The following is a 20,941-nucleotide window of genomic DNA, read 5'->3' on the forward strand; positions in this document are numbered from 1 at the left end:
TTTCACGCCTCGGTCGCCAACGGGCTCGTGGCGACCTCCGTGCCGTCGGCGAGGGTGTAAATATCGAAATCCGCGAACACTTGCGGCGCGACAGCAACCAGTTGGCGCAGGCATTCGATGGCCAACCGGCGAATCTCGACATCGGCCTGTTCGCTGGCCCGCATCGCGATGAAATGGCGCCAGGCCCGGTAGTTGCCCGTCACCACCATGCGGGTCTCGGTGGCGTTGGGCAGCACCGAGCGCGCGGCCTGGCGGGCCTGTTTGCGCCGCACCGTCCCCGCCTCGCCGGCCAGCTTCTCGTCGAGCCGGCGCATCAGCTCGGTATAGGCCGCGTGGCTGGCGTCGGTGGCGGCCAAGAACAGCCGCTCGAGTTCGGGGTCGCCGTCGATGCCGGGCGGCACCACGACCTCGGCGTCGTGCTCGGGAACGTAGCGCTGCGACAGCTGTGAGTACGAGAAGTGGCGGTGCCGGATCAGCTCGTGGGAGCAGGACCGCGAGATGCCGGTGATGTAGAAGCTCACCGAGGCGTGTTCGAGCACCGAGAAGTGCCCGACGTCGATGATGTGCTTGAGGTAGGTGGCGTTGGTCGCGGTGCGCGGGTTCGGCTTGTCCCAGCTCTGGTAGCAGGCCCGCCCGGCGAACTCGAGCAGCGCCGGTCCGCCGTCGGCGTCGGTGCTCCACGGCACGTCGGGCGGCGCGGTGAACTCCGTCTTGGCTATCAGCTGCACGCGCAGCGGGGCGGTCTCGGCCACCGGGGCAGCCTAACGCGAGCGGCGCAAGTGTCCCGCGAGATCACCGCGGGTGCCCACGGTGATCCCGCCCAGACCCAGCCAGCCGGCCATCGTCTGCAGCTCGGCCGCCAACGCCGGGGCCACCCGGGCGCGCTCGGCGCCGTCCTCGCCGAAGGCACCCACCACGTGCAGGGTGTTCGCATCGCGGTCGGCCTTGAGGTCGACACGGGCCACCAGCTGCCCGTCGAGCAGAAACGGCCATACGTAGTAGCCGTAGCGGCGCTTGGCCGCGGGCGTATAGATCTCGATGCGGTAATGAAAGCCGAACAGCCGCTCGATCCGCGGCCGGAAGAAGACCAGCGGGTCGAACGGGCACAGCAACGCCGTCCCGCGGTCGGTCCGGGGAATCTTCTGCCCCGCACGCAGATACGCCGGCGTCCCGTCGACGTGGACGGCCTCGAGCTCGCCGGTCGACACCAGGTCGGCCAGGGCGGGCTTGACCTGCGCGGCGCCCAGCCGGAAGTAGTCGCGGATGTCGGCCTCGGTCCCCACCCCCAGCGCCGTGGCCGCCCGCAACGTCAGCTCCCGCACGGCCTGGGCGTCGTCGACCTCGCGGGCCAGGACCTCGGCGGGCAGCACCCGTTCGGCCAGGTCGTAGTGCCGGGCGAAGCCCACCCGGGTGGCGGTGGTCAACACCCCCGCGGACCACAACGCCTCGGCCACCCACTTGGTGTCGCTGCGATCCCACATTTCGCGTTTCGCAGACCGTCGCGGCCCGCGGGGTTCGGCCTGAAGGTGCGCCTCGATCTGCCCTGCCGTCGACGGCCCGAGCTCGGCGACCGCGGCGACGACGTCGTCGGCCAACCGCCGGTTCCTGCGGACGATCTCGCGGCCCCACCGGCCGTGGGTGTACTCGCGCATCCGCCACCGCAGCAGCGGCCAGTCCTCGACGGCCATCAGCGCGGCCTCATGGGCCCAGTACTCCACCAGCAGCCGCGGCGAGCGCGCGCTGTGGCTCCAGGCCGCCCGGTCCAGCAGGTCGCGGTCGTAGGGCCCCAGCCGGCTGAACACCGGTGCATAGTGCGCGCGCACCGCCACCGACACGGAGTCCAATTGCAGCACCTGGATCCGGGAGATCAGCCGACGCAGATGCGCGCGGGTCACCGCCCCCGTGGGCTTGGGTTCGTGAAAACCCTGGGCCGCCAGAGCGATCCGGCGCGCCTGGTCCACCCGCAGCGCCGGCATCAGCGCCGGTAGGTGCAGAACCGGTAACGCAGGCCCGAGGAACTGGTCTGCCAGTCCCCGACGGTGCCGCTCCAACTCTCGTCGAGGACGGGCGCCAGGGCGTCGTCGTCCTCGCGGCGCAGGTCGATGTCGATCTCGGTGACCTCGCAGCGGGTGGCCCGCGGCAGTGCCAGCGCGTAGATCTGCACGCCGCCGATCACCCAGGCGTCGTCCAGGGGTATCCGGTCGAAGTCGGTGACCACCTCCGCCCCGGCGGCGCGGTAGTCGGCCTGCCTGGTGACGACGATGTTCTTGCGACCCGGCAGCGGCCGCACCGCCGCCGGTAACGACTCCCAGGTGAGCCGGCCCATCACCACGGTGTGGTCCAACGTCAGTTCCTTGAAGCGCGCCTGGTCCTCGGGCAGCCGCCACGGGATGGCGTTGTCGCGGCCGATGACACCCGAACTGGACTGCGCCCAAATCAGGGAGACGCTCACACCGCCACCGGTGCCTTGATCGCGGGGTGCGGCTCGTAGTTCTTGATCACGACATCCTCGTAGGTGTAGTCGAACAGTGAATCACGCTGCGCCAGAACCAGTTCGGGATAGGGTCGCGGCTGCCGGGACAGCTGCTCGGTGACCTGCTCGACGTGGTTGTCGTAGATGTGGCAGTCGCCGCCGGTCCAGATGAACTCGCCGACCTCCAGGCCCGCCTGGGCGGCCATCATGTGCGTCAGCAGCGCGTAGCTGGCGATGTTGAACGGCACGCCCAGGAACAGGTCCGCGCTGCGCTGGTACAGCTGGCAGCTCAACCGGCCGTCGGCGACGTAGAACTGGAAGAACGCGTGGCAGGGCGGCAACGCCATCTGCGGGATCTCCCCCACGTTCCACGCCGAGACGATGTTGCGCCGCGAGTCCGGGTCCGCCTTCAGCAGTTCCAGCGCGGCGCTGATCTGATCGATGTGTTCCCCGGACGGGGTGGGCCAGGACCGCCACTGCACGCCGTAGACGGGTCCGAGATCGCCTGTCGGAGAGGCCCATTCATCCCAGATGGTGACGCCGTGTTCCTGCAGCCAGCGCACATTGGAATCCCCACGCAGGAACCACAGCAACTCGTAGACCACCGATTTCAGATGCACCTTCTTGGTGGTGATCAGCGGGAAGCCGGCGCGCAGGTCGTAGCGCAACTGGTGGCCGAACACGCTGCGGGTACCGGTACCGGTGCGATCGGATTTCGGGGTTCCCGTCTCGAGCACCAGACGCAGCAGATCTTCGTAGGGCGTGGCGATCGACATTCGGCAAGCCTACCGTCGGCACCCGACGTTTCGGCCGCACCGGCGCCGCGGTTTCCCGGCCCTGCCGCACCGGCCGGTGCCGACACGGTAGAACAGAAGCCATGCCGACCATCACCGACACCGTGAGCACCCCCGACGGAGACTGCTCCGTCACCTTCGCCACCCCCGACGGAGACGGCCCCTGGCCCGGCGTGGTGATGTACCCGGACGCCGGTGGCCCGCGCCAGACGTTCGACGAGATGGCGCAGCGGCTGGCCGACGCCGGATATGCGGTGGTGGTGCCCGACGTGTACTACCGCAATCCCGGCTGGGCGCCGTTCGACATGGCCACGGTGTTCGGCGACCCGAAGGAACGCGGCCGGTTGTTCGCCATGATCGGGAAGGTGACCCCGGACATGATGGCCACCGACGCCGCGGCGCTGTTCGACTACCTGGCCGCGCGCCCGGAGGTGCGCGGCGAGAAGTTCGGCACCACCGGTTACTGCATGGGCGGGCGGACGTCGCTGGTGGTCGCGGGCCGGGTGCCGGACCGGGTGGGCGCCGCGCTGTCGTTCCACGGCGGCGGCCTGGTCTCCGAGGATGCCGGCAGCCCGCACCTGCTGGCCGACCGGATGCGCGCGCCCATCTACGTCGGCGGCGCCGAGAACGATGCGTCGTTCACCGCGGCGCAGGCCGAGACGCTGGATGCGGCGCTGACCGCCGCCGGGGTGGAGCACACCATCGAGTTCTACTCGGCCGGGCACGGGTTCGCGGTGCCCGACAACGCCCCCTACGACGAACAGGCCGCGGACCGGCACTGGGCGGCCACGACGGAGTTCCTGGACCGCCACCTCGACTAAAGGCCGAGCACCCGCTGCTCGAAAACCTCGGCGCCGCGGGCGGTTCCGCCGGTGGCCGCGAACCCGGCCGCCACCCGCCGGACCCCGTCGGTCATGGTCATCGCCGCGCGGACCTTCGCGCGCAGCCGGGCGGGCGTGAGCTTCGTGGCCGGCAGCCGGGTTCCGCATCGGGCGACCTCGACGCGGCGGGCCACCTCGAACTGGTCGCGCCCGTACGGCACCGCGCAGACCGGCACCCCGCGCGCCAGCGCCTTCTGTGTGACGCCCATCCCGCCGTGGGTCACCGCGCACACCGCACGGTCGAGCACCGCGCCGTGGGGCACGCTCCGGCAGACCGTGGCGTTGGGCGTCGCGGCGATCTCCTCCGGTGCCCCGGCGGGCAGCGTGACCACGACGTGCACGGGCTCGCCGGCCAGCGCGGTGAGCGCGGTGCGGGCCAACGCGTCGTCGGCCTGCCGCTCCGAGGACGTGCTGACCAGCACGATGGGTCGCTCGATGGCCGCCAGCCAGTCCGGCGTGACCGCCGGCCCGGGGTCCAGCGCACAGGGCCCGATCAGCTGCACCGCGTCGCCCCAGTCGGTCTGCGGATATTGGAACGGCGCGCCGCTGGCGATCAGCAGCAGCGGCGCCCGCCGCAGGAACTCGTCCATGGTCGCCACGGGGCCGAGGGCGAGTTGGGCGCGCAGCTCGTTGACCGGCGGCAACGTCGTGCGCTCGACGGCGCGGGTGACCAGCGCGCGCGTCGCGGCGTCGCGCATCCGACCCGCGACGCCGGGCAGCGGCCGCAGCCCCAGCCCGAACGGCGGTAACCCGGCGGCCGCCAGCGGCGGGGTGTACGGCGAGAAGCAGGCCCACGGGGTCCCGCCGACCTCGGCCGCCGACAGGGCGCCCCAACAGTTCACGTCGACCAGGATTGCGTCGGGGTGGGCCGCGGCCACCGCGTCGGTGAGGTCGGCGACCTCGTACGGGGCGCGACGGGTGAATGCCCCCACGCCCAACTGCAGCGCGCGGCGCGGATTGGACCCCTTCCAGTCGTCGAGTTCGATGCCCTCGATGCGCGGGTCGACGGCGTCGGCGTGCAGGCCGAGACCGCGGGCGGTGCCCACGCAACTCGACAGCGTGCGCAGGAAGACGGTGTGCCCGCGGCCGGCCAGCGCGCACAGCAGCGCGCTGATCGGCAGCATGTGTCCCATCGCTGGTGAGGTGTAGGCCAGGATGCGCGCCATCGCAGGTCTCCTTACCGCTCAGCCGCTCAACCGCCCGCGGGCGTCGAGTCGTTGGCACAGGTCGAGATAGCGCGCCCGTGCCGCATAGGCCGCCGGACTGCCTTCGGCCTCGGCCAGCAGCGCGTGGCAGCGGTGCCACCACAGATCCAGGACGGCGGTGTCGGGACCGTGCGGCCGCCACGCGTCGAGGATCCGGCGCACCTCGGCGCGATTGCCGTCCGATGCCTGTTCGAGGAGCAACTCGATCAGGGCCTCGGCGGGGTAGCCGACGAAGAACCAGGTGCCGCTCGCCAGATGCGACGACACCACCTCCCGCAATTCGTCGAGGGCCTCTTCGCGGCGGCCGCGGCGGGCGGCCTCGCGCGCCAGGTCGGCGGTGATGGCGGGCAGCGCGAAGCGTCCCAGCTGATGTCGCCGCATGCGGTCGCGGGCCCGGGTGAGCACCTCGATGGCCTCGGCGGAGTTGTGGTGCTGAGCGTGCAGCAGCACCGTGCCGTAGGTCCACTCGGCGATGTTGATGCCGCAGAGATCGCCGAAGGACTCCGCGCGGCGCAGCACATCCCGCAACACCGGTACCAACTCGTCGCCCCGGTACATCCCGAAGCCCGTCAGGAACGCCAGATAGACGAGCACGCTCGCGTGCCGCACCGGGTGCAGCTCGAACGCGGTCTGAATGTCCCGCAGCCGCCGGCGGCCCGGCCCGGTGGGGCCCAGACAGATCTCGATGGTGGCCCGCAGCGCGTCGGCCGATGTCCGCTCCTCCCTCGGTACGTCGGCGGGCAGCGCGCAGATTTCCTCGGCGATCCGCAGGGCGGGGCCGAATTCGCAGTTGACGAACCGAGCGAAGGCCACCGCGTTGAGGACTATCGCTCTCGTCAGCGCGTCGCAGTCGAGGACTGCGATCCGCTCCTCGAGTTCGGCGGCCAGCACCGCGGCTTCCGTAACCCGGGCGTCGTTGACGTTCAGCGACCAGATCTGTCCGGCGGTGGCCAGCGCGAGGGACCGCTGATCGTCGACGCTCAGGGCCAACCCGCGCAGTTCGCGGTACCGGTCGTCGCCGTGGCCGTCGCCCCCGACGTAGAGCAGGGTGGAGATCAGCATGGTGCGCGGCGCGATGCGCATCGCGACGACGCCGGGGTGGTCGTCGGTCAGCAGGTCCGCGATGCGGCGGGCGCTCTCCCACTGCGCGCGGGCGGCGGGAAGGTCGCGGGACCGCAGCCATTCCGCGCCGCGCATGTGCCAGCCGTAGGCCTCGGCCAGCGCGCCGGCGGCCTCGAGGTGCGTGGCGATCAGCGCGGCGTTGTCGTCGGCGCCGGGATCGCGGGCCTCGATGGCCGCGGCGAGCCGACGATGGGCCCGGGCGCGGCCGGTGCTCAACTGCGACTCGTAGGCGACGGTGCGTACCAGTGGGTGCCGGAAGCAATAGCGTTGCCGCGGTACGAATTCGGTCTGGTCGATCAGTTCGGCGGACACCAGCTCTGCCAGCGCCGTCGGCCCTCCGTCCGGGCACAGCGTTTGCAGGGTGTCCAGGTCGAAACGGGCGCCGATCACGGCCGCGGCGTTCAGGACGGCCTTGGTGTCCGCGTCGAGCCGATCGATGCGCGCCGCGAGCACCGCCTGCACCGTGGCCGGCACCGCGAGGCGCTCGACCGCGCCCAGGAGTCGGTAGCCCGTCTGACTTCCGGTGAGCACGCCGCGGCCGGCGAGATCACGGACAAGCTCCTCGACGAAGAACGGATTGCCGGCCGCGGCCACGGCGATTCGCTCGGCCAGCCCGGCCACCGACGGGTCGGTACCCAGGAGCCGGCGGGCCAATCGCACCGTGGTCGCCGCGCTCAACGGATCGAGCGTGAGCAGGTGATCCGCGCGACGTCGCAGCGCACCGTCGAACTCCGGACGGCACGTCGCGACGAACATCGACGAAGTCGGGTGCAGGGTCGCGGCGAACTCGGCCAGGACGTCGTCGCTCGGTGCGTCGATCCAGTGCGCGTCGTCCAGGACGAACATCGTCCGCCCGGCGCGCGCGGCGACGGCCTGCACCAGCATCTCGACGAGCCGACGACGGCGGCCGTCGACGTTGACCTGCGACGCGGGTGTGTCCGAACCGATGCCCATCGCCTCGAACAGCACGTGCACGTCGTCGGGATCCGGTCCCGGCCCGCCTTCGAAGTGCTCGGCGATGCGATCCCGGGCCGCGGCGTCGGTCAGGCCGTCCACCGCGAACAGCGCCCGCAGCATGCGCGACAGCGCCCGGAACGGCACCGCCGTGGTGTGCGACTCACAGCGTGCGACTACGACCTCGGCGCCGCGACTCGCGGCGAAGTCGGCGACCTCGGTCGCCAGCCGGCTCTTGCCGAGCCCGGGACCGCCGACGATCCCCACCGAACCGCCGCCGGCGTCGAACAGCGAACGGAGCCGGCCGAACTCGGCGTCGCGGCCCAGCAGCGTCCCCTCGTTGCGGGGCGACACCGACTGGCACGGTTGGACCCCGAGCAGTGGCCGCGCGGGCACCGGCGCGTCCACCCCCTTCGCCGCGACGTCGCGGACCGGGCCCAGCCGGGCGGCGTGCTCGACGAGTCGCGCGGTGGACACCGAACACAGCACCTCCCCCGGCCGCGCCCCGGCCTCCATCCGCTGCGCGATGCCCACCGGATGCCCGACTGCGGTGTATCTCCCTGGGCCCCAACCTATCTCCCCGGTGATCACGTCACCGGAGTTCAGCCCGACGCGCAGTTGCAGCGACACCCCGTCCCGCTCGGCCGCCTCGGCGGCGATGTCGGCGGTCACCGACTGGATGGCCAGCGCCGCGATGCACGCCCGCACCGCGTGATCCTCCAGCGCCACCGGCGCGCCGAACAGGGCCATCAGGCCGTCGCCGGTGAACTTGTCGACCGTGCCCTGATAGCGCTGCACCACCGCGGCCGCGCGGTTGAACAGGTCGTTCATGATGGCCTGGAAGCGCTCGGCGTCGAGGGTCGCCGCGAGGCTCATCGAGCCCACGACGTCGGCGAACAGCACGGTCACCTGCTTGTGTTCACCGGTCGGCGGCCGCGGCGTCACGGGCGAACCGCAGGCGTCGCAGAACCGGGCCTGTGCCCGCAGGCCGTTGCCGCATGCCCCGCATCGAGCGGTGGCAACCTCGACCGGACTGACCATCCGCGCCCCCCGCGTCGTCGATCAATCCATCGTCGCGCATCCCGGGTGCCGCGGCGACGCGAACCGAAGAATTTTCGCCCCCGTCACACGTAACGGTTGCGGCCGGCGATCACCCCCGCGATCATCTGCACCACGTACACCGCCAGCGCCATCGTCCACGGTGCGGTCCAGCCGCCGGTGACGTCGCGCAGCAGCCCGAACAGCAACGGGCCCACGCCGGCCAGCAGATAGCCGAAGCCCTGGACCATCCCGGACAGCGCGGCGGTGTCGGCCGGGGTGCGGGCCCGCAGCGCGATGACGGCCAACGCCAGCGAGAACACGCCCATCCCGAAGCCGACCAGGACGCTCCACAGCAGCGGGGCGGCGCCGGGGTCGATGGCCAGGCCGACCATGCCGACGAAGCCGATCACGCCCAGCCCCAGGATCCAGCCGCTCTGATGCCGTTGCCGGGCGGCCATCGGGGCGATGAACAGGCTGATCGGTACGGCCAGCAACGACACCAGACCGACCAGCAGGCCGGCGTTGCGCTGGCTGACGTCGTGGTCGATGAAGACCTCGGCCAGCCACCCCATCACCACGTAGGCCAACAGCGACTGACAGCCGAAGAACAGCGTGATCGTCCAGGCCAACGGGCTGCGCAGCAGCGACCGACGCCGCGGCGGCGCGGCGGGCGTCCCCGTTGCGGGAGGACCGAGATGCCGCGCCCCGGCCAGCCACAGCAGCAGCGCGAGCAGCGCGACCACCGCCCAACTGCCCAGGGCCGCGCGCCAGTTCCCCAACACGTCGTCGAGTACCGGTGTCAGGGCCGATCCGAGCGCGCCGCCGCCCTGCAGCGCGGCGGTGTAGATGCCGGTCATCAGGCCGATCTGCGCCGGGAACGATCCCTTGACGACGACCGGGATCAACACGTTGGCCAGCGCGATGCCCGCGGTCGCCACCAGCGTGCCGCCGATCACCACGTACGGCCCGTCGAGGACGCGGATCGCCAGGCCGACGCTCAGCACCGCCAGCGCCAGGCCGATGGCCCGGCCCAACCCGATGCGGCGCGACAGCCACGGCGCCGCGAGCCCGGCGGCGGCGAAGCACAGTCCCGGCAAGGTGGTGAGCACGCCGGCCCAGGTCGCCGAAGCCCCCAGGGAACCGCGCATCTCGCCCAGCAGCGGGCCGACGCTGGTGATCGCCGGACGCAGATTCAGTGCCGTCAGCACCACCGCCGCGATGAGCAGCGCGCCGCCGGCCGCCAGCACCGGCGGACGGATCTCGGGGGCGCCGTCGAGATCATGCCCGTGGTCGGACCGGAGGTCCGCGCGCCCCTTGCTCACTTGCCCATGGTGCCGTACGCGGGAGACTTCCGCGCGGCTCCCCCCGGGGTCAGGACCGGCGCCGTGAGTGCATGAAAGTCGCGACGCTGCGGAAGATTCCGCGTGCGGCGTACACCGCGGCGATGATCGACAGCGCGATGAGGACGACGAACATCAGCATCCAGTTGGTCCGGCTGTGGCTGACGTTCCACCACACGATGGTGAACAGCACCGCGCAGATGAACACCACGATGTCGCGCCAGTTGCCGCTGTAGCTCGCGGCCATCGCCCGGATCTCTCGATTGCGCTCGACCCCGGCGACGATGTCGTCGATGCGGATGTCGATCGAGCGTTGCAGCGCGGCGCGGCGCTGCGCCTGTTCTGGGGGCAGTCGATCGAGCAGGTCCATGTCGGCTTTGATCCCGGCCCGCAGATCGGGGCCCTTGATGTTGCCGGCGGCCAGTCCCAGCAACGCGCCGCCGGCAATCGGCGCGGCACCCAACGCGAGCTCAGCCATTCCGGGCATGGCGCAGACGCTACCCGAGCGCGGTGGATGTTTCCCGGTAGGTCAGCGCCCGTAGCGGGAGTTTCCGCCGACGACGAAGTCCGGCACGGTGTCGCCCTGGCGCTCGAGCGCGGCGACGTAGAGCTGACGGGTGACCGAGGCGTCGATGTGGCCGACGAAATTGCCCTCGGCGTCGTAGTTGAGGAAGGCGCCGTAGATGATGAACAGCGCCTCGGTGTCCTCGGTGTTGCTCGCCGGTGCCTCCAGCGTGTGGGTGGACCCGGCCGGCTCGTAGATGTAGGTGCCCGCGACGTTGAGCGATTCGGGGCCGTATTCGCGGTAGAACCAGCTGCCGGAATGGGTGTAGCCGTGCACGGCTCCGGTGTGCAGATGCGTGGGGATCACCGTGCCGGGGGCGAAGCGGATGTTGGCCACCGTGAGACCGGCCTCCACGTCGGCGACGAGCAGCTGCGCGGACATGCCCGGGGCCAGGACGTCGATGGCCCACGGCACGTTCTGGGTCTGCATGGTGAGCGCGATCGGCGGGGTGATGTCGGTGACGGTCATGGCTACTCCTTGGCTGCGAGGTACTGCCCTACGTGCTGGGCTTGTGTCCATCATCACCACTTCGCCATGCCCATTCTTGTCATTTCACGACATAAATTTTACAATTCGCGACTATGGCGGATCTGGTGCGCGCGTCGTCTCTGGTCCACGTGCCGGAGTTGATCGCCGCCCACGGCGGTGATCCGCAGCAGTTTCTCGCCGAGGCGGGTATCGATCCCGCGGTCCTCGGGGACTTCCACCGCTACATCCGGTACACCGCGCTGACCACGCTGGTCGGCAACGCGGCCGAGGAGCTGGACGTGCCGGACTTCGGTCTGCAACTGTCCAAGCTGCAGGACCTCGAGATGCTGGGCCCCATCGCGGTGCTGGCCCGCAATGCCGCGACCGTGCAGGCCGCACTGGTCGGGGTGGCCAAATATCTGCATACCTACTCCCCGGCGATCAAGGCCGATCTGCACCTGCGGGAGAACATGGCCCGCATCGAATTCGCCATCACGCTGGCGCGGGTGCCGCACCGGGCCCAGATGATCGAGGTGGCGCTCGGCGTGATCCGCGGCATGTTCGCGATGCTCTCCGACTCGGACTTCCGGCCGCACCGGATCACCTTCCGCCACGCCCAGATATCGCCTACCGCAGTGTATTTCGACACCTTTCGGTGTCCGGTCGAGTTCAATGCGCCGGCCAACGCGCTGTTCTTTCCCCGGCCCCTGCTCGGTCAACGCATTGCCGGCGGCGACTCGCAGTCCTACGCCTTGGCCGCGCGTTATCTGACCGGCCGTGGGCACCACCGCAACGTGGAAGAACACGTGGTGGAGCTGATCGACAAGCTGATGCCGCTCGGCCAGGCGTCGCTCGACGACGTCGCCCGGACGCTGACGCTGCACCCCCGGGTCCTGCAGCGGCGCCTGGCCGAGACCGGCACCAGCTTCGGGCAACTCCTCGACGACCGCCGCCGCGAGAGCGTCACGGAATTGCTCGCGGTTCGCGACCTTCCGCTGTCCTCGGTGGCCCACCAGCTCGGCTACACCGAGCAGAGCTCGCTGACCAGGAGTTGCCATCGCTGGTTCGACGCCACCCCGCTGGCCGTTCGGCGCACGCTGACCCAGCGCAGGGGAAGTTTCGAGGACGGGACGTTTCGAGGACGGCCGGTGGCGGGCATATAGAGCGCAGGACCCACCGACCGGGTGGGACAAAGACCGAGGAGTTGACCCCCGATGAGCGCAATGGACAAGGCGAAGAACAAGCTCGACGACCTCGGCGGCAAGGCCAAGGAAGCCGCCGGCAAGGCCACCGACGACAAGAGCACCGAGAACGAGGGCAAGCTCGACCAGGTCAAGTCCAACCTCAAGGACGCCGGCGAGAAGGTCAAGGACGCCTTCAAGTAGAACCGCGCCCCTGGGGTCAGCCGGCCATCAGGCCGGCCGCGACGGTGGCCCCCAGATTCCAGCAGGCCTCCAGTTCTTCTTTCGTGGGTTTGCCCGCGACCACCACGGTCTCGGCGACCCGCGCCCAGCCCAGCCCGGCGGTGATGCCGTCCACCGCGCGCTGGGCCCCCTCAGTGCCCTCGTTGCCGTGGATGTAGAGCCCGAAGGGCCGACCCCCGGTCGCGTCGAGCATCGGGTAGTAAGAGTGGTCGAACGCATGCTTGAGGGCACCCGAGATGTAGCCCAGGTTGGCGGGCGTGCCCAGCAGATAGCCATCGGCCTCGAGCCAGTCCGTCGTCGACACCGACAACGCCGGGCGCCGGACGACGTCGACGCCCTCGATGTCGGGATCGGTCGCGCCGGACACCACCGCCTCCAGCATCTCCTGGCAGTGCGGCGACGGCGTGTGGTGGACGATCAACAACCGCGGCAACCTCAACCTCCCTGTCGGTGACACCGGATAACAACCGATACCACCCGGGACCGTAAAGATCACGATCCCGGTACAGCCGTACACCTAATCGTTGCCTTAGACGTCCCTTATTTTTCTTAAATTCGGTGTATGGTCGGTACGCATAACGGTGATGGCATGCCGCGAGCAGCGCCACCAGACCTGCCAGCCCCGGTGAATGGCAGCCAGGGAAGGAGCCACTATGCACTCAGACAACAGCACCCGGGTCGCCCTCGTGACGGGCGCCTCGCGCGGGATCGGCGCCGAAGTCGCCCAGCAACTCGCCCGACCGGACACCCATGTCGTGGTCAACTACCGAAAGAACGCGGCCGGTGCCGCCGCCGTCGCCGACGCGATCCGCGGCGCGGGCGGCCAGGCATCCACCATGGCCGCCGACATCGCCGACGCGACGGCCACGTCCGCCATGGTCGACCAGGTCGCCGACCGGTTCGGTCGCCTGGATGCCTTGGTACTCAACGCATCCGGCGGTCTGGAACCGGGCATCGATCCCAACCACGCGATGTGGATCAACCACGACGCGCAGCAACGGCTGGCCCGGCTCACGCTGCCGCTGATGCCCGCCGGGGCCAGCCTGGTCTTCGCAACCAGCCATCAGGCCCACTTCTATCCGCACAAGGCGGTGCCGAAGGGCTACGCCACCGTCGCCGCGAGCAAGCGCGCCGGCGAGACCGCGCTCTACGCCATGCGCTCACAGTTCGACCGACGCGGCATCCACTTCACCGTGGTCTCCGGCGACATGATCGACGGCAAGGCCGTGCTCACGCTGCTCGACGGCGGCGCCTGCACCGCGGCCCCCCGCAATTCGGCCTCGCGCCGCGGGCTCGCCGAGTTCGCCACCGCCATCGCCCACGCGGCGACCGCGCCGAGTCCGGCCGGCATCGTGTACGTCGGCGGCCCCGCGCACCTCGCGCGCCGATCTGCCTAGCGCGCCTGTAGTTCGACGGCCTTCTTCATCGCCGCCCGGGCGCGGGTGCGGTCCCCCGCGTAGTCATAGGCCCTGGCCACCCGATACCAGCGCACCCAGTTGTCCGGGTCGGCGTCCAGTTCGGCGCGCACCGTGTCGAACATCGCGTCGGCGGCGTCGCGCTGGATCCGGCCGCTGGCCCGCCGCGGCAAGGCGCTGACGTCGAGTTCCATCCCCTGCTCGGCCGCCAGCCGCGCCAGCCGCTGGTGCGCGAACCCCGCCCGCAGGGTCGCGACCATGGCCCACAGCCCGATGAACGGCAGGATCAACAGCGCCAGGCCCAGGCCCACCGGCGCGGCCCGGCCGTCGGCGATCAGCGCCACCGCGATGCGTCCCAGCAGCACGAAATAGACGACCAGGGCCACACACAGGAACCCGATCACCACCTGGATGCGCAGTGTGCGCATCAGCCCAGGTTCATCAGGGACTCGATACCGATGGTCAGCCCGGGATGCTTGCCGATCTCGCGGACCCCCAACAGCACGCCGGGCACGAACGAGGTGCGGTCCAGGCTGTCATGCCGGATGGTCAGGGTCTCGCCCTGCGTGCCGAACAGCACTTCCTGGTGGGCCACCAGGCCGGTGAGCCGCACCGAATGCACCGGGACGCCGTCCACGTCGGCGCCGCGGGCACCCTCGAGTCCGGTGCTGGTGGCGTCGGGGTTGGGCGGCAGTCCTTTTCGGGCCTCACCGATGAGCTTCGCGGTGCGGGCCGCGGTGCCCGACGGGGCGTCGGCCTTGTGCGGGTGGTGCAGCTCGATGATCTCCACCGATTCGAAGTACGGCGCCGCCTGCCGGGCGAAGTGCATGGTCAGCACCGCGCCGATGGCGAAGTTCGGGGCGATCAGCACGTTGGCCCCGGGCTTGGCCTCGAGCCACGCGCCGACCTGATCCAGCCGCTGCGCGGTGAAGCCGGTGGTGCCGACGACGGCGTGAATACCGTTGTCGATCAAGAACTTCAGGTTGTCCATCACCACGTCGGGGTGGGTGAAGTCGATCACCACGTCGGTATCGCTGCCGGTCAGCAGCGCCAGGTCGTCGCCGGCGTCGACCCCGGCGGTGAACGTCAGATCATCGGCGGCCTCGACCGCGGCCACCATGGTCGCGCCCACCTTGCCCTTGGCACCCAGAACTCCCACTCGCATGCGTGGCAGCCTACTGGCCGGGCCGTCCGGTGTTCTCCGACGCCTGCACAAGCCGGCCGGGTAGCTCTGTGCAGCGCACCATGGCCCACGCCGGGAATCGGCGGTTGGCTGGCAACCATGGCTGCAGTTCGGATCGAGCGCGACGGTAGGGTCGCGCACCTGGTGTTGGCGCGCCCCCAGCGGCGCAACGCTCTCGACGAGGAGCTCATCGCCGACCTCGAGCAGGCCGTGGCCGAGCTAGAATCGGCGACCGGCATCGGTGCCGTGGTGGTCCGGGGCGAGGGCCCCGGCTTCAGTTCCGGCATCGACGCACGAACCCTGCAGCGGCTGGCCACGCCGGACGGTCTGCGGCGGATTCGGGGCGCGTTCGTCGCCGCCTACGACCGACTCGAGGCGCTGCCGATACCGACGGTGGCCAGCGTGCACGGCTGGGCGATCGGCGCCGGGTTCGAACTGGCGCTGGCCTGCGACCTGCGGGTGGTCGCCGGCGACGCGACGCTGGGGCTGCCGGAGACCCGGATGGGCGTGGTCCCCGATGTCGGCGGCTCGGGACGGTTGGCGGCGCTGATCGGGACGGGCCGGGCCAAGGAGCTGATCCTGACCTCCGCGATGATCGACGGGACGCGGGCCGGCCGACTCGGCATCGCCAACCGCGTGGCCCCGGCAGCGGGGCTGGCCGCCGCCACCGCGGCGTTGACCGAGGAACTGCTGGTCTGCTCGACCACCGCCAACGGCCTGGCCAAGCGCATCATCGACCGCGCCGCGCGGCCGGCCTGGGCCGAGTCCCTGGACGCCGAACTCGAGGCACAACTGCAGTGCATCGCGACGCCGGAGTTCGCCGCCGCCTATCGCAAGTTCCTCGCCGCCCCCGGCGCCAACAGTCCGCAGGCCCGGCGATGACCCGCCGCGAGCTCCAGATTCCGGTCGGCACCACCACCATCGCCGGCTGGCACTACGTGGCGCCCGGTCCGGGCCGACGCCCCTGCGTGGTGATGGCCCACGGCTTCTGCGGCACCCGGGACGCCGGCCTGGTCGGCTTCGGCGAGCGCTTCGCCGCGGCCGGGGTCGACGCGCTGTGTTTCGACTACCGCGGCTTCGGCGCATCCGGTGGACAGCCCCGCCAGGTCATCGACTTCGCCGCCCAACGCCGGGACTACCACGCGGCGCTCGACGCCGCCCACCGACTGAATGATGTTGACGGCGTGTGCATCTGGGGCACGTCACTGTCGGGTGGCCACGTCTTCGCCGTTGCCGCGCAGCGGCGTGACCTGCTCGGCGCCCTCGCCCTCACCCCGATTGTCGACGGCTGGGCGACGCTGCTGCGGATGCGCCATCAGCTCACGGCCGGGAGCGCGGTCCGGCTCGGCGCGGCCGCCGTCCGCGATGTGCTGGGTGCCCGCGTCGGACGCGCCCCGGTGCTGCTGCCGGCCGTCGGGGCGCCGGGGACGGTCGCGATGCTCACCACCCCGGACGCGCAGCCGGGTTATCTGGCCGCCGCCGGGCAGGCGCCGCTGTGGCGCAACGAGTTTGCGGCGCGGATGCTGCTGAGCGTGCCCGGGTACCGGCCCGGGCTGCGCGCATCCGACATCCGTTGTCCGTTGCTGGTTCAGGTCGGCGGCGCGGACCACAGCGCGCCCGCGGATCTGGCGCTGGCCGCGGCACGACGCGCCGGCGCCGAGGTGCGCGTGTATCCCGATGTCGGGCACTTCGACGTCTATGACTCCGGATCGGCCTTCGATGCCGTGGTCGAGGACCAGATCTCGTTCCTGTCGTCCCTGTCAGAAAGGACAGCATCATGACTGCCACCAACGGCCCCCGGGCCTGCGTGATCGGAGCCGGGTCGGCGGGCCTGGCCGCCTGCGCCGGGTTGAAGGGCGCCGGCGTGGAATTCGACTGCTACGAGAAGAGCGACCGGGTGGGCGGCCTGTGGGTCTTCGACAATCCGAGCGGGGTCGCCGCGGCGTATCGCACCCTGAGTTCCAATGCGCCGAAGGCCTACATGGGTTACCACGACTTCCCGATGCCCGATGACCTGCCGGCCTACCCGAGCCACTGGGATTTCGCGCGCTACTTCGACGACTATGCGCGACATCACGGTCTCCACCGCCACATCCAGTTTCAGACCGAGGTCACCCGGGTGACACCGACCGGCAGCGGCGGGTTCGAGGTGCAGTTGGCCGACGGCCGCACCCGGTTCTACGACCAGGTTCTCGTCGCCAACGGCCACCACTGGGACGCACGCATGCCGGAACCGATGTTCCCGGGATCCTTCGCGGGCACCCTCATGCATTCCCGGGACTACCGCGACGCGGCATTCCTGGCCGGCAAGCGGGTGGTGGTGGTCGGGATCGGCAACAGCGCCGTCGACATCGCCTGCGAGGCAGCACATCTGGCCGAGAAGACCTACCTGTCGGTGCGCCGCGGTGCCCACATCATGCCGAAGTTCGTCTTCGGGATGGCGCCGCCGACCTGGCTGCTGGATTGCGCGTCACACAAGCCCGGCCGCATTCTGCTGGGCGCGCTGATGCGACTGGCGAACGGCCGCGCGCAGGACTACGGACTGCCGGCGCCGGACCATTCCTTCGGCGATGCCCATCCGACCATGTCGGCGGGCCTGATGGACGAACTGCGGTTGGGCCGGATCACCCCCAAGCCGCAGATCGTCGAACTGCTCGGTGACCGGGTCCGCTTCGCCGACGGCAGCGTCGAGGACGTCGATGTCATCGTCTGCGCCACCGGCTATCGGATCACCTTTCCGTTCTTCGACGAGGCCTACGTCTCGGCACCGGACAACCAGATCGCGCTGTACCACCGTGTCGTCGACCCGGACCGCCCCGGCCTGTTCTTCGTCGGCCTGTGCCAACCGCTGGGAGCCATCCAGCCGCTGGCCGAACTGCAGGGCAAATGGATCGGTGAACTGCTCGCTGGCCGCTGCGCCCTGCCCAGCGCCGAGCAGATGCGCGCCGCGATCGAGGCCGACCAGCGCTGGCTGCGCAAGCGTTTCGTCGACTCCACCCGCCACACCGTCCAGGTCGACCACCACCGCTATCTGAAGACGCTGCGGCGCGAGATCCGGTCGCAGCGCCGGCGTGCGCGGTCCCGAATGGATTCCGCGGCAACCGGTTTGCCCGAAGTCGAACTGACCGCGCGCCGGGAGCAGTAAGATCTCGGCGGTGGTCAGTGTGGGTACCGCCGAGGACGCGATCGTCGCGTGCGCCCAGGACCTGGCCGCCCGGGCCGACGAGGTTGCCGTCGCGCTCAGCGAGCAGTTGGCGGGTTCGGTCCCCGAGTTCTTCGACGACGACGACCTGATCCGCGAGGTGGAGGCCAGCGCGTACGGGAATGTGGCGGCGATGCTTTCGGTGTTCCGAGCCGAGACGGTGGCCGAGCAGGTGCCCATCCGGCCGGAGGTCACCGCGTTCGCCTCGACCGTCGCGCGCCGGCAGCTGCCGCTGGAATCGCTGATCCAGTCCTACCGCGTGGGGCAGACGCTGTTCTCGCGCCTCTGGATGGACGTCCTCGCCCAGCGCCTCACCGAGCAGCAGGTGTTCATCGAGGCGCTCCACCGCAGCTTCGACGAGCTGAACGTGTACCTCGACCGCGTTGTCGCACAACTGGTCTCCGATTACGAACGCGAGCGGGACCGATGGGTCCTCGGGGAGGCGGCGCGACGCACCGCGGTCGTCGAGCGGCTGTTGCGCGGCGACCGCATCCCCGTCGAGCACGCCGGCCGCCAGCTCAACCACGACCTGCGGGCGCCCCAGACCGCGCTGGTCGCCTGGATGCCCTCGCACGGCGAGGTGAACCTGCAACTCGGTGCGCTGGCCGGGTGCCTGACCGCGCTCACCGCGGCGGCCGGAGCGCCGCGGATGCTGATGGTGCCCGCCGGGACGTGCGCGATGTGGGCCTGGATCGCCGGCACCCCGGACCTCGACCGACTCGCCGAATGTGCGGACAGATTGCCGAAGTCGGAGGTGCTGATCGCGGCCGGCCAGACCACCGAGGGCGTCGACGGGTTCCGGATCAGCCATGAGCAGGCGCAGCGGGCCCGCCGGGTCGCCGCCCGGATGCCGGCGCCGCCGCGGCTGACGCGGCATGCCGATGTGGCCACGGTGGCGCTGCTCGCCGGTGACGAGGAGGAGGCCCGACGGTTCGTGGCCCGCACCCTCGGCGAGCTCGCCGCCCGGACCACCGCGGCGGAGCAGTTGCGCGAAACCCTGTGGGTGTTCCTGCAGGAGGGTGGCAACACCCGGCGCGCCAGCGAACGGCTGTTCATGCATCGCAACACGGTCCTGTACCGATTGCAGCGCATCGAGGCGTTGCTCGGCCATCCGCTGGAGCAGCGACGACTGGACGTGGAGGTGGCATTGCTGCTCACCGCGACCTTCGGCGCGGACATGCTGCCCGCCGAACCGGACTACCCCTGACCGACGTCCTCACCGGTAGCGTTGGCGCAGTTCGCGTTTGAGTACCTTGCCGGCACCCGACACCGGTAGCGCATCGACGAACTCGACGCTGCCCGGCGCCTTGTACCCGGCGATGGATCCCTTGACGTGATCGCGGATCTGCGCCTCGGTCGCGTGGGCGCCGGGCCGCAGTACCACGACGGCGTGGACGCGCTCTCCCCACCGCGCATCCGGGATGCCGATGACCGCGCACCCGGCGACCGCGGGGTGGCGGGCCACGGCGTTCTCCACCTCGACCGAGTACACGTTCTCCCCACCGGTCACGATCATGTCCTTGATCCGGTCCACGACAAACAGATAGCCGTCGGCGTCCAGATACCCGCCGTCGCCGGTGTGCAGCCAGCCGTCGCGCAGCGCCGCGGCGGTCTCCGCGGGCTTGTTCCAGTAGCCGAGCATGACGTTGCCGCCGCGCACCACGATCTCCCCGACCATGCCGCGGGGCGCCTCGGCGCCGGTCTCGTCGACGATGCGGACCTCACAGTTGGGCGCGGGCCGGCCCGCCGAGCTGCGCAGGTGGGCCATGGTGTGCTCCTCGGGACCGAGCAGCGTTGCGATCGGCGCCAATTCGGTCATGCCGTAGGCCTGGGTGAACGCGGCCTGCGGCAGCGCCGCAGCGGCACGTTCGAGCAGCGTCTGCGAGATCGGCGAGGCGCCGTAGAGCGCCGCGCGCACGCTGGACAGGTCGTAGTCGGACAGGTCCGGGTGGTCGACCATCGCCTGGATCATCGTCGGGACCAGCGCGAGGTCGGTGACGCGCTGGGATTCGACGGCGGCGAAGACCGCGACGGGGTCGAACCGCGGCTCGATCACGTGCGTGCCGCCGAGCAGGGTGGCGGCTCCCCACGCCGCCAGACCTGCCAGATGGAACATCGGTGCGGCATGCAGGGCGCGGGTTCGCTGCCCCGCCGCGAACACATGACCGGAGGCGATGGCGCCCAACCAGGACGTCGCCATGGCGGCGTGCGAGAGCATCACCCCCTTGGGGTCGCCGGTGGTGCCGCCGGTGTAGAAGATGCCGGCCAGCTGGTCACCGCCGCGCCGGACGTCCCGCGCCGCGGGAGCGCCGGCCACAATGTCCTCGTAGTCCACGGCGTTCTCGGGACTCGAACCGTCGCCGCAGTAGACGACGGTGGACAGCTGCGGACAGAGCTCGCACAGCGCTGAAGAAAGGTGGGCGTGGGCCTCGTCGAGGAACAGCACCGTGGTGCCGGAATCGTTTAGTGCGTACCCGATCTCGGCCACACTCCACCGCGTGTTGAGCGGCACCAACACCGCGTCGGCCCACGGCACCGCGAACAGGTATTCGTGGTAGCGGTCGGAGTTCAACGCCAGCATCGCGACTCGGTCGCCGGCGCGCACGCCCAGGTCGATCAGACCTCGAGCCAGGCGGGCGACCCGGTCGGCCACCTCCCGGAAGCTGCGGGACCGCCCGCCACAGACCATCATCTCCCGCTCGGGGGTCTGTTGCAGACCGCGATGCAGTCCCTGGGTCAAATACATTGCCTCACACCCCTGTCCGTGTTCGTGGCCCCCACCGTATGCGGGCTGCGCGCCGGGATAGGCCCGATGTTGCAGGCGATGCAGAACTCCCCGAATGTTTGGCAGCGTGCACAATCCGACACCGCCCC

Annotated in this window: 21 protein-coding genes; 8 read left to right on the forward strand and 13 right to left on the reverse strand. The window is 70.6% G+C overall.

Annotation, left to right across the window (positions count from 1 at the left end; all coding sequences use genetic code 11):
• Positions 1-2: 2 nt before the first annotated feature.
• Genes thyX through R2K23_RS14090 form a run of 4 tightly spaced genes read right to left on the reverse strand, consistent with a single transcriptional unit; the run spans position 3 to position 3,249 of the window.
• Complete coding sequence (thyX, locus tag R2K23_RS14075) at positions 3-752, reverse strand: FAD-dependent thymidylate synthase (protein WP_316510220.1); 750 nt, start codon at positions 750-752, stop codon at positions 3-5.
• 9 nt (positions 753-761) lie between these two features.
• The gene (locus tag R2K23_RS14080) at positions 762-1,976 is read right to left on the reverse strand and encodes a winged helix-turn-helix domain-containing protein (protein ID WP_316510221.1); all 1,215 of its coding nucleotides are present in this window, start codon (positions 1,974-1,976) and stop codon (positions 762-764) included.
• Positions 1,976-2,452 carry a dihydrofolate reductase gene (locus R2K23_RS14085; RefSeq protein WP_316510222.1) on the reverse strand — a complete coding sequence of 159 codons (477 nt, stop codon included), beginning with the start codon at positions 2,450-2,452 and terminating at the stop codon, positions 1,976-1,978. The genes R2K23_RS14080 and R2K23_RS14085 overlap by 1 nt, the downstream gene beginning before the upstream one ends.
• A complete protein-coding gene (locus R2K23_RS14090) occupies positions 2,449-3,249 on the reverse strand; it encodes a thymidylate synthase (protein ID WP_316510223.1) in 801 nt (266 codons plus the stop codon). The genes R2K23_RS14085 and R2K23_RS14090 overlap by 4 nt, the downstream gene beginning before the upstream one ends.
• 101 nt (positions 3,250-3,350) lie before the next feature.
• On the opposite strand from R2K23_RS14090, the gene R2K23_RS14095 reads away from it, so the two are divergent.
• A complete protein-coding gene (locus R2K23_RS14095) occupies positions 3,351-4,088 on the forward strand; it encodes a dienelactone hydrolase family protein (RefSeq protein ID WP_316510224.1) in 738 nt (245 codons plus the stop codon).
• Here R2K23_RS14095 and R2K23_RS14100 read toward each other — a convergent pair.
• From R2K23_RS14100 to R2K23_RS14120, 5 genes are all read right to left on the reverse strand, one after another.
• On the reverse strand, positions 4,085-5,314 hold the full coding sequence (locus tag R2K23_RS14100; protein ID WP_316510225.1) for a glycosyltransferase: 1,230 nt from the start codon (positions 5,312-5,314) through the stop codon (positions 4,085-4,087). The genes R2K23_RS14095 and R2K23_RS14100 overlap by 4 nt on opposite strands.
• Before the next feature lie 18 nt (positions 5,315-5,332).
• Positions 5,333-8,470 (reverse strand): adenylate/guanylate cyclase domain-containing protein, encoded by a 3,138-nt coding sequence (locus R2K23_RS14105; RefSeq protein WP_316510227.1) that lies wholly within the window; start codon positions 8,468-8,470, stop codon positions 5,333-5,335.
• An 83-nt stretch (positions 8,471-8,553) separates the two neighbouring features.
• Positions 8,554-9,714 carry a CynX/NimT family MFS transporter gene (locus tag R2K23_RS14110; RefSeq protein WP_316517274.1) on the reverse strand — a complete coding sequence of 387 codons (1,161 nt, stop codon included), beginning with the start codon at positions 9,712-9,714 and terminating at the stop codon, positions 8,554-8,556.
• A 127-nt stretch (positions 9,715-9,841) separates the two neighbouring features.
• Complete coding sequence (locus R2K23_RS14115) at positions 9,842-10,297, reverse strand: hypothetical protein (RefSeq protein WP_316510228.1); 456 nt, start codon at positions 10,295-10,297, stop codon at positions 9,842-9,844.
• A 42-nt stretch (positions 10,298-10,339) separates the two neighbouring features.
• On the reverse strand, positions 10,340-10,843 hold the full coding sequence (locus R2K23_RS14120; RefSeq protein WP_316510229.1) for a 2,4'-dihydroxyacetophenone dioxygenase family protein: 504 nt from the start codon (positions 10,841-10,843) through the stop codon (positions 10,340-10,342).
• A gap of 113 nt (positions 10,844-10,956) precedes the next feature.
• Between R2K23_RS14120 and R2K23_RS14125 the strand changes: the two genes are divergently transcribed.
• Positions 10,957-12,006, forward strand: a complete 1,050-nt coding sequence (locus R2K23_RS14125; protein ID WP_316510230.1) for an AraC family transcriptional regulator — start codon at positions 10,957-10,959, stop codon at positions 12,004-12,006.
• Between the two features lie 51 nt (positions 12,007-12,057).
• The gene (locus R2K23_RS14130) at positions 12,058-12,228 is read left to right on the forward strand and encodes a CsbD family protein (protein ID WP_316510231.1); all 171 of its coding nucleotides are present in this window, start codon (positions 12,058-12,060) and stop codon (positions 12,226-12,228) included.
• 16 nt (positions 12,229-12,244) lie between these two features.
• On the opposite strand, the gene R2K23_RS14135 is transcribed toward R2K23_RS14130, so the two are convergent.
• Positions 12,245-12,700, reverse strand: coding sequence for a flavodoxin family protein (locus R2K23_RS14135; protein WP_316510232.1), 456 nt, complete (start codon positions 12,698-12,700; stop codon positions 12,245-12,247).
• A 220-nt stretch (positions 12,701-12,920) separates the two neighbouring features.
• On the opposite strand from R2K23_RS14135, the gene R2K23_RS14140 reads away from it, so the two are divergent.
• Positions 12,921-13,664 (forward strand): SDR family oxidoreductase, encoded by a 744-nt coding sequence (locus R2K23_RS14140; RefSeq protein WP_316510233.1) that lies wholly within the window; start codon positions 12,921-12,923, stop codon positions 13,662-13,664.
• Here the strand turns inward: R2K23_RS14140 and R2K23_RS14145 are convergent.
• Positions 13,661-14,110, reverse strand: coding sequence for a hypothetical protein (locus tag R2K23_RS14145; RefSeq protein ID WP_316510234.1), 450 nt, complete (start codon positions 14,108-14,110; stop codon positions 13,661-13,663). The genes R2K23_RS14140 and R2K23_RS14145 overlap by 4 nt on opposite strands.
• Positions 14,110-14,847 carry a 4-hydroxy-tetrahydrodipicolinate reductase gene (gene dapB, locus R2K23_RS14150; RefSeq protein WP_316510235.1) on the reverse strand — a complete coding sequence of 246 codons (738 nt, stop codon included), beginning with the start codon at positions 14,845-14,847 and terminating at the stop codon, positions 14,110-14,112. Before dapB ends, R2K23_RS14145 begins: the two co-directional genes overlap by 1 nt.
• A 117-nt stretch (positions 14,848-14,964) precedes the next feature.
• On the opposite strand from dapB, the gene R2K23_RS14155 reads away from it, so the two are divergent.
• The 4 genes from R2K23_RS14155 to R2K23_RS14170 are packed head-to-tail and all read left to right on the forward strand — an operon-like array spanning position 14,965 to position 19,274.
• The gene (locus R2K23_RS14155) at positions 14,965-15,747 is read left to right on the forward strand and encodes an enoyl-CoA hydratase/isomerase family protein (RefSeq protein WP_316510236.1); all 783 of its coding nucleotides are present in this window, start codon (positions 14,965-14,967) and stop codon (positions 15,745-15,747) included.
• Positions 15,744-16,646 (forward strand): alpha/beta hydrolase, encoded by a 903-nt coding sequence (locus tag R2K23_RS14160; RefSeq protein WP_316510237.1) that lies wholly within the window; start codon positions 15,744-15,746, stop codon positions 16,644-16,646. Before R2K23_RS14155 ends, R2K23_RS14160 begins: the two co-directional genes overlap by 4 nt.
• Positions 16,643-18,010, forward strand: coding sequence for a flavin-containing monooxygenase (locus tag R2K23_RS14165; protein WP_316510238.1), 1,368 nt, complete (start codon positions 16,643-16,645; stop codon positions 18,008-18,010). Before R2K23_RS14160 ends, R2K23_RS14165 begins: the two co-directional genes overlap by 4 nt.
• Positions 18,011-18,020: 10 nt before the next feature.
• A complete protein-coding gene (locus R2K23_RS14170; RefSeq protein ID WP_316510239.1) occupies positions 18,021-19,274 on the forward strand; it encodes a PucR family transcriptional regulator in 1,254 nt (417 codons plus the stop codon).
• Between the two features lie 9 nt (positions 19,275-19,283).
• On the opposite strand, the gene R2K23_RS14175 is transcribed toward R2K23_RS14170, so the two are convergent.
• Positions 19,284-20,813: an acyl-CoA synthetase gene (locus R2K23_RS14175; RefSeq protein WP_316510240.1), complete on the reverse strand. Its 1,530-nt coding sequence runs from the start codon at positions 20,811-20,813 to the stop codon at positions 19,284-19,286.
• Between the last annotated feature and the right edge of the window lie 128 nt (positions 20,814-20,941).

This window comes from Mycolicibacterium sp. MU0050 (assembly GCF_963378085.1).
Lineage (GTDB): Bacteria > Actinomycetota > Actinomycetes > Mycobacteriales > Mycobacteriaceae > Mycobacterium > Mycobacterium wendilense.

Coding starts and splice junctions, on each gene's coding strand:
- R2K23_RS14080 (WP_316510221.1), bottom strand. CDS start 1,976: ATGCCGGCGCTGCGGGTGGACCAGGCGCGCCGGATCGCTCTGGCGGCC.
- R2K23_RS14090 (WP_316510223.1), bottom strand. CDS start 3,249: ATGTCGATCGCCACGCCCTACGAAGATCTGCTGCGTCTGGTGCTCGAG.
- R2K23_RS14095 (WP_316510224.1), top strand. CDS start 3,351: ATGCCGACCATCACCGACACCGTGAGCACCCCCGACGGAGACTGCTCC.
- R2K23_RS14100 (WP_316510225.1), bottom strand. CDS start 5,314: ATGGCGCGCATCCTGGCCTACACCTCACCAGCGATGGGACACATGCTG.
- R2K23_RS14105 (WP_316510227.1), bottom strand. CDS start 8,470: ATGGTCAGTCCGGTCGAGGTTGCCACCGCTCGATGCGGGGCATGCGGC.
- R2K23_RS14115 (WP_316510228.1), bottom strand. CDS start 10,297: ATGCCCGGAATGGCTGAGCTCGCGTTGGGTGCCGCGCCGATTGCCGGC.
- R2K23_RS14120 (WP_316510229.1), bottom strand. CDS start 10,843: ATGACCGTCACCGACATCACCCCGCCGATCGCGCTCACCATGCAGACC.
- R2K23_RS14125 (WP_316510230.1), top strand. CDS start 10,957: ATGGCGGATCTGGTGCGCGCGTCGTCTCTGGTCCACGTGCCGGAGTTG.
- R2K23_RS14130 (WP_316510231.1), top strand. CDS start 12,058: ATGAGCGCAATGGACAAGGCGAAGAACAAGCTCGACGACCTCGGCGGC.
- R2K23_RS14140 (WP_316510233.1), top strand. CDS start 12,921: ATGCACTCAGACAACAGCACCCGGGTCGCCCTCGTGACGGGCGCCTCG.
- R2K23_RS14145 (WP_316510234.1), bottom strand. CDS start 14,110: ATGCGCACACTGCGCATCCAGGTGGTGATCGGGTTCCTGTGTGTGGCC.
- dapB (WP_316510235.1), bottom strand. CDS start 14,847: ATGCGAGTGGGAGTTCTGGGTGCCAAGGGCAAGGTGGGCGCGACCATG.
- R2K23_RS14155 (WP_316510236.1), top strand. CDS start 14,965: ATGGCTGCAGTTCGGATCGAGCGCGACGGTAGGGTCGCGCACCTGGTG.
- R2K23_RS14160 (WP_316510237.1), top strand. CDS start 15,744: ATGACCCGCCGCGAGCTCCAGATTCCGGTCGGCACCACCACCATCGCC.
- R2K23_RS14165 (WP_316510238.1), top strand. CDS start 16,643: ATGACTGCCACCAACGGCCCCCGGGCCTGCGTGATCGGAGCCGGGTCG.
- R2K23_RS14175 (WP_316510240.1), bottom strand. CDS start 20,813: ATGTATTTGACCCAGGGACTGCATCGCGGTCTGCAACAGACCCCCGAG.